General features: G+C 43.1%; 13 protein-coding genes and 1 riboswitch. Of the genes, 12 read left to right on the top strand and 1 reads right to left on the bottom strand.

The genetic code is table 11. From position 1 onward, the window contains the following. Positions 1 to 11: 11 nt before the first annotated feature. The 9 genes from B1K71_RS15335 to B1K71_RS19985 all read left to right on the top strand — a co-directional run bounded on the left by B1K71_RS15335 (position 12) and on the right by B1K71_RS19985 (position 10,523). Positions 12 to 479, top strand: a complete 468-nt coding sequence (locus B1K71_RS15335; protein WP_077328567.1) for a thioesterase family protein — start codon at positions 12 to 14, stop codon at positions 477 to 479. Between the two features lie 784 nt (positions 480 to 1,263). Further along, positions 1,264 to 2,277: an ABC transporter ATP-binding protein gene (locus tag B1K71_RS15330; RefSeq protein WP_077328565.1), complete on the top strand. Its 1,014-nt coding sequence runs from the start codon at positions 1,264 to 1,266 to the stop codon at positions 2,275 to 2,277. Then, entirely contained in the window at positions 2,249 to 3,223 is a 975-nt protein-coding gene (locus tag B1K71_RS15325; protein WP_077328563.1) for an ABC transporter ATP-binding protein, read from the top strand. Before B1K71_RS15330 ends, B1K71_RS15325 begins: the two co-directional genes overlap by 29 nt. A 76-nt stretch (positions 3,224 to 3,299) precedes the next feature. Then, positions 3,300 to 4,871, top strand: a complete 1,572-nt coding sequence (locus tag B1K71_RS15320; RefSeq protein WP_077330297.1) for an ABC transporter substrate-binding protein — start codon at positions 3,300 to 3,302, stop codon at positions 4,869 to 4,871. A 57-nt stretch (positions 4,872 to 4,928) separates the two neighbouring features. After that, complete coding sequence (locus B1K71_RS15315) at positions 4,929 to 5,933, top strand: ABC transporter permease (protein ID WP_077328561.1); 1,005 nt, start codon at positions 4,929 to 4,931, stop codon at positions 5,931 to 5,933. Positions 5,934 to 5,950: 17 nt separating this feature from the next. After that, complete coding sequence (locus B1K71_RS15310; RefSeq protein WP_077328559.1) at positions 5,951 to 6,859, top strand: ABC transporter permease; 909 nt, start codon at positions 5,951 to 5,953, stop codon at positions 6,857 to 6,859. A 138-nt stretch (positions 6,860 to 6,997) separates the two neighbouring features. Further along, positions 6,998 to 7,106: riboswitch (SAM riboswitch) on the top strand. Between the two features lie 213 nt (positions 7,107 to 7,319). After that, positions 7,320 to 8,690 (top strand): LLM class flavin-dependent oxidoreductase, encoded by a 1,371-nt coding sequence (locus tag B1K71_RS15305; protein ID WP_077328557.1) that lies wholly within the window; start codon positions 7,320 to 7,322, stop codon positions 8,688 to 8,690. Between the two features lie 23 nt (positions 8,691 to 8,713). Next, positions 8,714 to 10,210: a sodium:solute symporter family transporter gene (locus tag B1K71_RS15300; RefSeq protein ID WP_077328555.1), complete on the top strand. Its 1,497-nt coding sequence runs from the start codon at positions 8,714 to 8,716 to the stop codon at positions 10,208 to 10,210. A 157-nt stretch (positions 10,211 to 10,367) separates the two neighbouring features. After that, entirely contained in the window at positions 10,368 to 10,523 is a 156-nt protein-coding gene (locus B1K71_RS19985; RefSeq protein ID WP_175631928.1) for a hypothetical protein, read from the top strand. A 24-nt stretch (positions 10,524 to 10,547) separates the two neighbouring features. Here B1K71_RS19985 and B1K71_RS15295 read toward each other — a convergent pair whose 3' ends face one another. Then, positions 10,548 to 11,837: a serine hydrolase gene (locus B1K71_RS15295; protein ID WP_245799307.1), complete on the bottom strand. Its 1,290-nt coding sequence runs from the start codon at positions 11,835 to 11,837 to the stop codon at positions 10,548 to 10,550. A 444-nt stretch (positions 11,838 to 12,281) separates the two neighbouring features. Here B1K71_RS15295 and B1K71_RS15290 point away from each other — a divergent pair, with 444 nt between their 5' ends. Genes B1K71_RS15290 through B1K71_RS15280 form a run of 3 tightly spaced genes read left to right on the top strand, consistent with a single transcriptional unit; the run spans position 12,282 to position 14,335 of the window. After that, positions 12,282 to 12,662: a PRD domain-containing protein gene (locus B1K71_RS15290; RefSeq protein WP_077328553.1), complete on the top strand. Its 381-nt coding sequence runs from the start codon at positions 12,282 to 12,284 to the stop codon at positions 12,660 to 12,662. Continuing rightward, on the top strand, positions 12,659 to 13,021 hold the full coding sequence (locus tag B1K71_RS15285; RefSeq protein ID WP_077328551.1) for a DUF2620 domain-containing protein: 363 nt from the start codon (positions 12,659 to 12,661) through the stop codon (positions 13,019 to 13,021). The genes B1K71_RS15290 and B1K71_RS15285 overlap by 4 nt, the downstream gene beginning before the upstream one ends. A gap of 18 nt (positions 13,022 to 13,039) precedes the next feature. Next, entirely contained in the window at positions 13,040 to 14,335 is a 1,296-nt protein-coding gene (locus tag B1K71_RS15280) for a YhfT family protein (protein ID WP_077328549.1), read from the top strand. Positions 14,336 to 14,351 lie beyond the last annotated feature (16 nt).

The raw sequence follows: 14,351 nt of genomic DNA, 5'->3' as shown, positions 1-14,351 counted from the left end.
GGAAAGTACAGATGGGTAAAATTATTTTACGTGACCATGTCCGGGAAGACTGGATTGATTACAATGGCCATATGAACGATGCTGAATATGTACGAGCATTCAGCTGGGGTGTGGATGCATTGATGAATGTGATCGGCATCACTGAACAATTTCGTGATCAAAACCAATATACGATGTTTACACTGGAAAATCATGTTTGTTATTTGGTCGAAATGGAGCTTGATGAGTTGCTTGAGATCCATCTGAGCATCCTGGACTATGATGCCAAGCGTGTACATGCCTTTTTTGAGTTGTATGGGAATGACGGAAAGCGTGCCGCTACAAGCGAACAGATGCTGATGGGAATGGATCAGGAAGCTGGCAGGGCCGCACCATTTCCTGAAGCAGTTTTTGCAAAGGTAACAGAACTGGCAGCAAACTATACACCAGCTGAAAAACCAAAAGAAGCCGGACGCGTGATAGGCATCAGAAAGAAATAACGGATGGTTGATACTTTGCGTTGAGGGTTGATTTTGTCCGGGTGAAGGTTGATGCCTACGCCTTGAGGGTTGATTTCGACCGGCGGAGGTTGATACCACGCGTTGAAGGTTGATTTCGACCGGCGGAGGTTGATACCACGCGTTGAGGGTTGATTTCATCCGGTGGAGGTTGATACTTCGCGTTGAAGGTTGATTTCGTCCGGGTGGAGGTTGATACCTTCGCGTTGAGGGTTGATTTCATTCGGTGGAGGTTGATACTTTGCGTTGAGGGTTGATTTCGACCGGCGGAGGTTGATACCACGCGTTGAGGGTTGATTTTGTCCGGGTGGAGGTTGATACTTTGCGTTGAAGGTTGATTTCGTCCGGTGGAGGTTGATACTTTGCGTTGGGGGTTGATTTTGTCCGGGTGGAGGTTGATACGTTGCGTTGAAGGTTGATTTCGTCCGGTGGAGGTTGATTCCTACGCCTTGAAGGTTGATTTCGACCGGCGGAGGTTGATTCCTTCGCCTTGATGGTTGATATTCGCTTCAGAAGGTTGATTCAATATAGGCATCCTTGCATTTGTTTTTACAAAGCCATTGTGACAGATCTCTCAATCCCTCGTATATTTTCCAGCCGGCTTTTTCTTTGTACAAGTAATTTTGTCCCAGTATTTTCGCTGTAATAAACAAGCATTGAATAAAAAGTCGTGTATATGAATAGGGTTCCTATGAGGACTCTTTTGATATACACGGCTTTTTTGCATATACAGTTTTTCAATAAACAAAACGAAAGGAGTGATGAAATGGCCCAACCGGTTCTTGAAATTAAAGATTTGAAAACTACTTTCTTCACGGAAAATGGTAACATTCCGGCTGTTGATCATGTCAGTTTGGAAGTGAATCCCGGTGAAATTCTTGGGGTTGTTGGGGAATCAGGCTGCGGGAAAAGCATGACTTTTTTATCTGTTATGGGACTAGTTCCCACACCGCCCGGAAAGATTATCGGTGGTGAGATTCTTTTTAAAGGTCAAGATTTAACTTCAGCCCCGGAAAAGACGATGCGCAAAATTCGCGGCAACGAAATCGGAATGATTTTTCAGGAACCTATGACATCATTAAATCCTGTTTTTACGATAGGCAGTCAGCTGATAGAGGGCATTCGTATTCACAAAAAGTTTTCAAAAGGCAACGCTAAACAGCAGGCAATCGACTATTTAAAACTGGTTGGAATGCCACGTCCTGAACAAATTTTGCGTGATTATCCCCATCATTTATCCGGGGGGATGCGACAGCGTGTAATGATAGCAATGGCAATGGCTTGTGAGCCTGAAGTACTTATAGCTGATGAGCCGACAACAGCATTGGATGTTACAATCCAGTCGCAAATTCTAAAACTGATGAAACGACTGAATGAAGAAACCAAAACTTCGGTTGTGTTAATCACCCACGATCTTGGAGTTGTTGCTGAAGTATGTGACCGGGTAGTTGTAATGTATGCTGGTAACGTTATTGAGGAAGGTACAGTTCGTTCCATTTATAAGAGCCCGAAGCATCCGTATACAGAGGGACTCATCCAATCGGTGCCGGATATGCGGTTCAAATCCGACCGACTTTATTCCATTCCGGGTAATGTGCCCAAGCCAGGCACGATTAAATCCGGTTGTCCCTTTGCACCCAGATGTACGTATGCTTTTGATCGGTGCAGGAAGGACTATCCACAGTTGATTGATTCCGCAAATGGGCAGAGAGTCCGCTGTTTCCTTCACGAACATAGAAAGGAGAAGGAAAATGAGCGAGATATTGCTGAAAGTAAATAATCTAAAAAAATACTTCCCCATTACCGGAGGAGTGTTAAATCGGGAAGTTGGCACAGTGAAGGCAGTGGACGGTGTTTCTTTTACCCTGGAGAAAGGAACAACGTTGGGGCTTGTCGGAGAATCCGGCTGTGGCAAAACAACCGTTGGAAGAATGATATTAAGACTAATTGAACCGAGCGATGGTACCGTTTCATTTCAGGATGTTAATTTAACGGAGCTTTCAAAAGGCGAGTTGAGGAACCATCGAAGGGATATTCAGATGGTGTTTCAGGATCCATTCGCTTCTTTGAATCCTCGTCAAACTGCCGGAAAGATTATTGAAGAGCCTTTGAAAGTACATGGTATGGATAACACATCCGAACGAAGAAAGAGAGTCAATGAATTGCTGGAAATCGTCGGGTTACATACATATCATGCAAAACGCTATCCGCATCAGTTCAGCGGCGGGCAGCGGCAACGGATTGGAATCGCGCGTGCACTGGCTGTTCATCCCAAATTAATCGTTGCCGATGAACCGGTATCAGCACTTGATGTTTCCATACAGTCCCAAGTTTTGAATCTATTGAAGGATTTGCAGAAGCGTTTTGATTTAACATACATTTTTATTGCACATGATTTGAGTGTTGTTCGTCACATCAGTGATCGTGTTGGAGTCATGTATCTCGGAAGGCTGGTTGAAATGTCTGATTGTGAAATGATTTATGAACAGGCCAAGCATCCATATACACAGGCATTGCTCTCAGCAGTTCCTGTACCTGACCCTGATTACGAGCAGAGCGGGACAACCCTTGAGGGGAGCGTTCCGAGTGCATCCAGTCCTCCATCAGGATGTGCCTTCCATACAAGGTGCCCGCTGGCAATGGATGTTTGCTCTGTGACACGTCCCGAGCTTAAGGACGTTGGAACGAATCATTATGTTGCTTGCCATCTATATGATGAGGAGTAGGCATGACATGTTTATTTAAATGAATAGGGAGGGGAATTTTTTGCGGCATTTATTTTCTTGGACGTTTTTGTTTGTAATGCTTGTTTTTCTAATGCTTGCCGGATGTTCTTCAGATGACAGTGATACCAAAGGGGCTGAGGGTGAAGACAACAGCACACAGGACACGTTGATTTATGGGCGTGGAGCCGATTCCGTTAGTCTTGACCCGGCAACTGTGACAGATACGGAATCTTTTAAGGTAACCCAGCAGATTTTCGATACGCTTATCGATTTTGAAAAAGGCACAACGGAGTTAAGACCAATGCTGGCAACAGATTGGAAAATTTCAAATGGCGGCAAGACATATACTTTTAAGCTGCGGAAAGACGTTAAATTTTCCGATGGGACGGATTTTAATGCTGAGGCGGTTGTGTTTAATTTTGAACGGTGGATGAAAGGCAATAAGAGTGATCAAACTTTTTCCTATTACGCTACGATGTTTGGAGGATTTAAGGGAGATAAAAATCATGTTATCAAAAACGTTAAAGCAATTGATGCGTATACCGTACAATTTAATCTTAATCGTACATTTGCTCCTTTCCTCAAGAATCTTGCCATGCCGCCATTCGGGATTGGAAGCCCTACAGCAATTAAAAAGGGCGGGGACCAATTTGGAAAGACTCCGGTTGGTACCGGTCCATTTAGTTTAAAAAAGTGGGAAGCGAAAAATAAAATTGTTTTGAAAGCGAATGAAAACTACTGGCGTGAAGGATATCCCAAGCTAAACAGAATTATTTTCCGTGTTATTCCCGACAATGCAGCAAGATTGAATGCATTAAAAACCAATGAGGTTGACATGATGGATGGTTTAAGTCCAACTGATCTTGAAAGTGTCAACAATACTGAAGGGCTGCATGTATGGTACCGGCCGCCGATGAATGTTGCGTACATGCAGTTCAACACGAAACGGGCACCATTTGATAACAAAAAGGTTCGTCAGGCATTAAGTCGCGCCATTAACAAACAAGCATTAATTGATGCGTTCTATGCCGGTGCAGCCAGCCCGGCGAAAACCTTTTTGCCGAAAACAATTATGGGATATAACGACAGTATTGAATCGTATGAATTCAATCTTGAGAAAGCAAAGAAGATGCTGGCGGAAGCCGGATATGAAGAAGGGTTTGACATGGAATTATGGACGATGAATAATCCACGATCCTATTTGCCTGAACCACAAAAGATCGCACAAGCAATCCAGGCAAACTTTAAAAAAATCGGTGTGAATGTAGACATTAGACCAACAGACTGGTCAACATATTTGGATAAGGTTCATGAAGGCGTACCGGATGCATTTCTGCTTGGATGGATAGGGGATAATGGTGATCCGGATAACTTCTTGTATAACCAATACGCTGTGACTGGCAGCGGACCAAACTACACATGGTATAAAAATGACAAACTGACGAAGCTGTTAACTAAAGCACAATCCGTAACCGATAAGAATAAACGAATTAAACTTTATAAAGAGGCACAGGCAATTATTCACCAAGAAGCTCCCGATGTTCCGTTGGTTCATAACAAGGAACCAATTGTAGGTAAGTCAAACATAAAAGGATTTAAACCATCTCCGACAGGAACCGATCAGCTGTATGATGTCTATTTTGAGTAGGATTTAAGGAGGGGGATACCCCTCCTGATTTTTATAAATAAGGGAGGGACAGGTTATATGATGGCATATACGGTCCGGAGACTTCTACAGCTAATCCCGGTTTTATTTGGAATGTCAATAATTGTTTTTTCGATTGTTCGGTTTATTCCAGGTGATCCTGCCCGTACAATTTTGGGGACCAAAGCAACGGAAGAAGCAATTCAGCATTTGCGGACCAGTTTGGGTTTGGATCAAACTTATTTCGTTCAATATGTTAAATATCTCGGAGATGTCATCACCGGTGACTTGGGTACATCCATTCGAACAGGAAGCCCGATTAGTGATGAAATTTGGACAGCCCTTGCAGCGACTGCGGAATTAACAGTTATTGCAATGATCATTGCTGTTGTGATTGGATTAAATGCTGGGATTATCAGCGCTTGGTTTCAGAATTCATGGTTTGACTATTTATCAATGGTGCTGGTCCTTATCGGTATTTCTATCCCGGTATTCTGGCTGGGGCTAATGCTGCAATGGCAATTTGCTGTTGAATGGGGGTGGCTCCCATCCATAGGCCGGGAAAATATTCGTAATCCCATTGATCCGATTACACATCTGTTCTTGGTAGATACATTAATTCATGGTAATTTCAATCAATTATGGACTGCTGCACGACATCTTTTATTACCAGCTGTAACGTTAGGGACAATTCCAATGGCAATTATTGCCCGTATGACACGCTCAAGCATGTTGGATGTGATGCGTTCCGATTATATTCGGACAGCCAGGGCGAAGGGGCAGAAGATGTTTTGGATTGTATACCGTCATGCACTAAAAAATGCATTTATTCCGGTTTTGACGGTCATTGGTTTTGAATGCGGCTTTCTGTTGGGAGGGGCAGTATTAACAGAGACCATATTCGGCTGGCCGGGTATTGGACGATACGTTTACGATGCAATTCTGGCACGCGATTATCCGGTAGTACAGTCAGGTATTCTGGTGATGGCGCTGATCTTTATTATGATTAATTTGGTCGTTGATTTGCTGTATGCAGCTTTTGACCCAAGAATTAAGTACAAGTAAAAAAAGGGGGAATCAGAATGGGACAAAGTGTACCGGAAACGGGCAGCCAAGCAGATCAATTTGAGGAAGAAGCGGTTTCCTCCCCATTGCATGACGTATGGAGAACTTTCCGTAAAAATAAATTGGCGGTGATTGGGTCAGCTATCATTTTTCTGTTTATTTTAACAGGTATTTTTGCCGGGTTGCTCGCACCTGAGGGTATCAATGAGCAAAAATTGGATCAGGCAGATAAGCTATTACAGGCACCTTCGGCAGAGCATTGGTTTGGTACGGATGCATTTGGACGCGATATTTTAAGCAGGATGATGTATGGTGCCGGGATTTCACTGTGGATTGGTTTCTCATCCGTCATTGGTTCAGTTGTTGTCGGTTCTTTTTTGGGGCTAATTGCAGGATACTATGGACGATTTTGGGATATGATTATTTCAAGGTTGTTTGATATTATGATGGCTTTTCCAAGTATTTTGCTTGCAATCGCCATTGTTGCAATGCTTGGACCTTCTTTGCAAAATGCGTTAATAGCGATTGCATTGGTTAATGTGCCTGTATTTGGGCGACTTGTACGATCAAAAGTCATGACATTAAAGGAAGAAGAATATGTCCAAGCTGCCCGTTCAATCGGCATGCGGGATGCGCGGATTTTATTTTATCACGTATTACCGAATAGTCTTGCTCCTATTATTGTGCAGGGGACATTAAGTGTTGCGACAGCTATTTTGGATGCTGCTGCATTGGGATTTTTGGGAATGGGGGCGCAACCGCCTGAACCGGAATGGGGGAGAATGCTGGCAGATGCAAAAAATCATATACAAGGTGCGTCATGGACTGTTATTTTTCCGGGGATTGCAATTATGCTGACAGTGCTCGGGTTTAATTTAATGGGCGATGGACTGCGGGATGCACTGGATCCGCGAATGAAAAACTGACTGGTTTGAATTGCGGATCATGTAAAATGGATTCTACAGGATAATCGGGATTAAGCTTAAGGTCCTAATATTTCCAAAACATGTTGACAAATCATTATTCTGTGATAACATAATTAAAAATTAAATAATTTTGAGTACTTCTTATCAAGAGAGAGGGAGGGACTGACCCTGTGAACTCTCGGCAACCAGCTTTTTATTAAGCATGGTGCCAAATTCAGAGGAATGGATAGCATTCCGGAGATGAGAAGGCGTCGACAAAATGTATCGTTGTTTTGTAAACCCTTCTCTATTTTTTGGAGAAGGGTTTTTTGCATTCAAGCAGAAAGGGGAGAGGATTCCAATGAAGGTTTAAATATCAAAAGTATTAACAGAACAAGCCTCATCTGTAATGCCTTGCATACTTAAATCCAAGTTTTCCAATTTGATAACTTTAATTAAAAATCAATTTAGGAGTGATTTTATGAAAAAGCAAATCCATTTAAATGGTTTTATCCAAAATTCACCTTCACCACATTCAACAGGATTGTGGAAATACGAAAAAGATCAGGGTATCCATCACAATCAATTATCTTACTGGACGGAAACTGCAAAAATACTGGAACGTGGAAAGTTTGATGCACTATTTATTGCCGATGTATTGGGGACCTACAGTGTTTATAAAAACAGTCATAAACCGGCTGCACAGCATGCTGTACAATTACCTGCTCATGATCCGCTGATTCCGATTTCCGCTATGGCAGCCGTTACAGAACACTTAGGTTTTGCGCCTACAATATCAGCAACATATGCACAGCCATATGCTTTAGCACGGCAGCTGTCCACACTTGATCATCTGACGGAAGGGCGTGTTGCATGGAATGTTGTGACATCATATTTGGAAAGTGAAGCGGTTAACCTTGGTCTGTCAGGACGCCTTCAGCACGATTTGCGCTATGATCGGGCGGATGAATTTTTGGAAGTTGTTTATAAGTTATGGGAACACAGCTGGGATGATCATGCAGTTATACACGATAAAGAAAAGGACAGTTTCGCAGACCCCGATAAGGTAGATTTGATTCATCATCAGGGAAGATTTTTCGATGTGCCCGGACCACATTTGGTGGAACCATCCCCGCAGCGTACACCCGTTCTTTTCCAGGCAGGGGCTTCGCCAAGGGGACGAAATTTTGCTGCAAAACATGCAGAGGCTGTCTTTACTAAAAATCATTCACTGGATGCTTTGCGGCAATATTCCGCTGATTTACGGGACCGTACGGAAGAACAGGGCAGAGAACCCGGTAACGTACTTATTTTCCCGATGATTCTGCCGATTATCGGTTCGACAGAGGAAGCGGCATATGCTAAATATGAGGAACTTACGAATCAGGTTAGTTATGAAGGAACACTATCCCTGTTATCCGGACATACCGGGATTGACTTTTCTACATATGATCCCGATCAGTATATCGAGGATATGGAAACAGAGGCGGTTCAGGGAAATCTCGATATGTATGCAAAAGATCCGAATAAGAAATGGACCTTACGCGAGGCAGTTAAAAATCATGGACTTGGAAATGGAACAGTCCGATTTATCGGAACACCGGAACAAATTGCGGATAAAATTGAAGAATGGGCAATTCAAGGTGATGCGGATGGATTTAATATTGCACAAACCTATTCACCGGGAACATTCCGGGAATTTGTGGATTATGTTGTACCTGAGTTGCAGAAACGCGGAATCTATCGAAAAGAATACGAGGCAAAAACATTGCGGGAGAATATGTTTGGCAAAGGAAACGCCCACTTGCCGGATAACCATCCTGCTAAAAAATCAGGTGTGCTAAGCAAATAATCTAACGTTAAAAGGAGGAGAAAATGGACGCATTAACAATCTATTTGTGGATAGGACTATCATTGTTTTTAATTGTAATGTTGGCATTAGGCTATGTTGGCTCGCGTAAAACCAAGAGTATGAGTGATTTTGCAATTGGAGGTGCTAAGCTTGGCCCATTTGTTGTAGGGCTTTCATTCGCATCAACTTATCTTAGTGCTGCTACATTTTTAGGTTATCCGGGCTGGTCATATGAATGGGGATATTCGAATCTTTGGCTGTTTTTAGCCATGATTGGCGGCGGGCCTATTGGAGTTTTAATGGTGGCAAAAAAAGCAAGAAAACTGAACACGAAGCAAAAATCCTTATCATTGCCGGACTGGCTGGGTGATTTTTACAACAGTGATATATTGCGGGTCGGGACAGGGCTGATCCTGCTTTTCAACATATTCTATATCGCCGGACAGTTTGTGGCAGGTGCTAGAATATTTGAATATATGCTTGGGATGCCTTATACGGGCGGCTTGATATTAATTGCGGTTGTGGTTGTTGTATATGTATTTGCCGGCGGTGCGTTTGCTGACATATACACAGATGCAGTACAAGCAATATTAATGGCAGGTGCCGGATTATTTATTTTTATTTCCGGGTTGGTTGTTTTTTGGAAAGGGGATATTTCAGCAACAGCTTCCGGCATAACCAATAATCTGGCCGCACAGGATTCAAGCTTAGTCAGTGTGTTTAACCACAATTCCATTTATTTTGATTCGTTCACAGCTATTGTCGGGGCAGTCCTGATACAATGGGCTTTTGCATCGGCTCCACATTTATTTAATAAGGTGCTGGGATTAAAGAGTGAAAAAGATGTAGGGAAAATGATTTTGGTGTACGTCATCACAACTGCCAGCTGTTTATTGATACTTTTTGGGGGGATTTTCAGCAGGGCAGGACTCGGCAATACCATTCAAACGAGTGATCTTGCTTTAATTGAATATGTCGTATGGGTATTTCCTGCATTCATTGTAGCCTTAATGGGTGTCGTCATTTTGGCTGCGGCAATGTCAACAACGGACGGCCTGTTCGTTTCGATTTCGACCGTTTTTGCCAACGATATATTTCTGAAAGTACTTGTCAAACGGGGAATTATTAAAACGGAAAAAGAAAAAGCTGAACGAATCGCATTACGGATTAGTCGTTGGTCTGTCCTGCTGGTTGGGGCTGCTGCCTTTCTGATTGTGCTGAAACCGCCTAAGTATATGGCGGACGTTATGTGGATTGGCATTTCAGGTGTCGCCGCGGGGACATTAGGTCCAATACTGTATGCCGTATTTGCCAAGAAAAAGGCATCGCCACATGCAGCCGAATTATCTATGGGTATTGGATTATTGTCCTATCTCATTATCTATTTTGGAGGTTTTGAAGAAAGCACAATGGCTGCAGGTGCGTGGTCAACACTTATCGGCATTGGATCCATGCTTATTCTTGCAAAGGTACTCCGACCACAGCATGTGACTAGTGTTAACGTTGGTAAGGCACAGTAAATTGTACCTAAACTATGAAAGGGGAAGGTAGATTGAATACAATGCTCTTCATATGGCTCTTTGGATTTGGGCTAAGTTTATCGATTGTCGGATTTTCATTATGGAAGTGGTATTTTAATAGTTAATGCCCCCAAAAAAGTGGGCTCACGGGATACCCGTGAGCCCACTTTTTGCAGCCGCCGAACAAAAGCCGGAAGCCGCCGAACAAAAGCCGGAAGCCGCCGAACAAAAGCCGGAAGCCGCCGAACAAAAGCCGGAAGCCGCCGAACAAAAGCCGGAAGCCGCCGAACAAAAGCCGGAAGCCTCCGAATAAAAGCCGGGGATGCGTCTTTGATGTTTATTCGTTGATAGATTGATAAACTATATCCGCGATAGTTGCCGCAAGTGCACCGGTACTCGGATAGGATCCGCTTTCTAATTGCCCGTTATTTTGCTTGTTGGTCAGCACGATTATTTGCAGGTTATTTATTGGGTCAAAAACAACTTGTGTACCGGTAAAGCCTGTGTGGCCGAAAGTTTCATCTGAGTGTAGATCGCCCATGTACCAGCTTTTGTTCAATTCCCACCCGTAACCTTGGCCAAAGCGCTGCGGCTGGGTAAATGTATCAAGGACCTCTTCATCATACAAGTTTACTTTTCCGTAACTTCCACCGTTTAACATGGCTTGACCAAGGACGGCAAGATCATGGGCATTGGAAAATAGCCCGGCATGGCCGGCAACCCCGCCATTGGCATAATAACTGTTGCCATCACTCACCTCTCCGATAACGGTATCGTCCCTCCAACCTTTAAACAGATCGGGATCATCTTCAATGTAGTAACCAAAGTTAGGATCATCAATCATTTTGTATTCGTATGGGTTCCCCCATGAAGTAGCTGCGATTTTTTTATTGAGGCTATCAGGTGGTGTAAACATGGTGCTCCTCATTTTTAGTGGTTCATATATTTCCGTTTCCAGATACTTATCCAGTTGTTTGCCGGTGACTTTTTCGATTATAAAGCCGAGTGTCATAAAACTGAAGTCACTGTATCTGCGGTCTGTACCTGTTTCATATTCGAGGGGAAGATTGTTAATAAACGCCAATACTTCTTCAGAGTTATCAGCGTATAAATAGGTCGGTTTCCAAGGTGTTAACCCTGAGGTATGAGTCAATAAATCAGCAATGGTGACATTTTCTTTCCCGTTTTGCGCAAAATCCGGAATGTACCTGGCAGCCTTATCATGCACAGATAGTTTACCTTCACTTACCAATTTCATAATACCTTGTGTGGTACCCATTACTTTGGTAACGGAAGCTAAATCAAACATCGTTTTTCGCTTCATTTTTCGGGGTTTTTCCAATAATTCGCCCATGTCGTACTTGTAGGCATAACCATAAGCGCTTTCTTTAACGATTTTATGATCCTTTGCAACTAAAACAACAGCACCAGGGGTTGTTCCGTCTGAAATGGCTGTCTGAACCGCTTCATCAATTTCATACAGCATATCCGGATCCATTCCAACAGCTTGCGGGCTGCCATAACTTAATTTGGGTGCCTGCTTATTATTGGATGAAGCAACTATGGTCATTGGAAAGGAACCAATGATAAAAAGTAGAATGATCGACATTAAAAAAAATTTCCGCACGTTAAATTTTTCCTCCCTTTTTAAGGTTTATAAGATCTTCTTTTGCCACTGTGCTCTCTCCCAATTGAGGGAATTCTCTCCCGATTGAGTAGTGCTCTCTCCCAATTGAGGGAATTCTCTCCCGATTGAAGGCTATCTCTCCCAGTTGAAAGCTCCAATACATATGCTTTGTGCAGCGATTGCCTGTCCGCCCGCTTATCGGCAGTACAGCCTCTATATTTGATTTTCACCACCTTTCTATATGAATCAGAAAATATTTGGTTATTAAAATTAAAAGAATATAATATCATCTAATATCCAATATAATGTACTTTGTAAATTGACACAACGCGTTTAATTGACTTTTTTTGTCGAAGATTCCTGTGAAATGTTGAGTGGAAATTGGAACAGTTTGTATTCAAAAAATGGATAAGCTGCCACATTACTAGCAGGGGGGAATGATCAATGAATCATACAGAACTAAATGCAAGACTGAACCTTTTACTGGAGCAAAAGGTTATTACATCGCACGCCTCAACTGTTACAAGCCGGGCCTTCAAGAGATTGACAAAAACACAGAATGTCAAAAAAGTGGAACAGGCTGAAATGCTGTTTACACATTTACCGATGACTTTATCAAGACTTGAAAACGGGGAAACGGTTGGAGCGCCTTCAGATGATATAATGCGTGAAATTAAACGCTCCCCTCATTTTAATGCAGCAAAAGCTGAAGTCGATTTCATTGAAAAAGAATGGGGTGGACGCTTGCCACAGGAAGAAAGAGATTATCTGTATATGCACTATACAAACATTATTCAATTAATGCAAGGGGGAAATGGAGCATGAAGATTGTAATAGGCGGACAAGTGGAAAAGAAGGAGATGCAGGCGCTGATCAATGGGCTTGACCCATCTATTGAAACCGCTATCAAAGCTGATGTCGATGCAGCCATGGTAATTAAAACCGGGAAGGCAGATTATTATTTCGGCGCTTGTCATACCGGTGGCGGTGGTGCACTTGCGATGGCAATTGCACTTATTGGAAAAGACCAGTGTGAAACAGTGTCAATGCCGGGTAGGAAACCGGTTGAGGAGAAGATTGTTCAGGCAGTGAAGGACGGGAAGAAGGCGTTCGGGTTTACCGGTGATCACATGGAAAAAGCAGTGCCGATGATACTTCATGCTATTAAGCATCATCAGCATTAATTTTAAGGGGGACACATGATGGAGGCGGTATTTGTTGTCTTGATCGGGGCAGTAGCAGCAGTGTTGGCGAACCATAACATTGCTGTCTTTAATGACGGGTTACGCCCCATTGTCGGTGAGCATATTGAGGGAAGACTAAAGCGACGTGAATTGGGTTTAATGGCATTTGCAATGAGTTTTGGACTTGTGATCGGATTTGGAATCCCATTTACGATTACAGCCAGTATTATACTGATTCACAGTATTTTACTGGGGACAGATATTATCGGTTTAATTGTGCCCAAAAACAAATGGGGGACACCAGCGGCAGCAGTTGTCGGCGGTCTGTATGGATGGGGTTTATTAGCCGGCTTGGAAGGTTTCGTCACGTTATTTGAGTATTTACCGGTAAATTTCCTCGAGCCGATGGGGCAGGTAGGAACACCGGTTGTAGTTATGTTTATGGCGTTTCCAGCGCTGGCAGTTGCCATGCAATTCAGTATTAAAAAAGGGGTTATCACGTTTATTGTCGCTGCGATTGTCAGGCAGTTGGCGGTTTTCGTAAATGAAAACGAATTTATCAGTATAGGTGGTAATGTCGTCAACTTGAACCAGGAAGGGATGGCTTTAATCGCTGGAATGATTTTTCTTTTCGCGTATGCCATGAATGAAAAATCCGATGAGGAAAATGCATCTGTTGATTTGGCTTCCATTTTTAGTGAGAAAGTAAAAGCTATCAGGAAAAATGTACCGTTTTTTATGCTTATTGGTGCTTTGATTGCCGGGGCTACGAATCTATTAATCATGGCAGGGGATCCGATTTCACTCAGCTTATTGGCGGAAGGGAAGCAAGCTGATGCCGGAATTGCAGCAGCTGCCCGTGCTATCGGGTTTATTCCATTGGTTGCAAGTACTGCCATTGCAACGGGTGTTTACAGTCCGGTAGGGTTCACGCTGATTTTCGTTGTTGGATTGTTTTCACCGAATGTTTGGATTGCAGTAATAGTTGGCGCCGTTGTGATTTTCCTGGAAGTAATGCTGTTGGGATCCATTGCTAAATTTCTAGATAAATATCCGGGTGTACGGAATTCCGGTGAAAATATCCGAAACGCGATGACCCGATTAATTGAGGTTGCGCTTTTAATCGGCGGGGCGAACGCATCAAACGCAATTGCTCCCGGATTTGGCTTCTTTTTCATTGCAGGGTTCTATTTATTGAATGAGGTTGCCGGCAGACCGATTGTTCGCATGGCGGTTGGACCGGTTGGCGCGATTGCGGTAGGGATTATTGCAAACATTCTGGTGGCAATGGGAATTATGACCATATCACAATAATTTAGAGGTGAAGGAT

Origin of the sequence: Virgibacillus siamensis, assembly GCF_900162695.1 — a bacterium.
GTDB lineage: Bacteria > Bacillota > Bacilli > Bacillales > Amphibacillaceae > Lentibacillus > Lentibacillus siamensis_A.
This window is presented reverse-complemented; position numbering and strand designations above follow the sequence as displayed.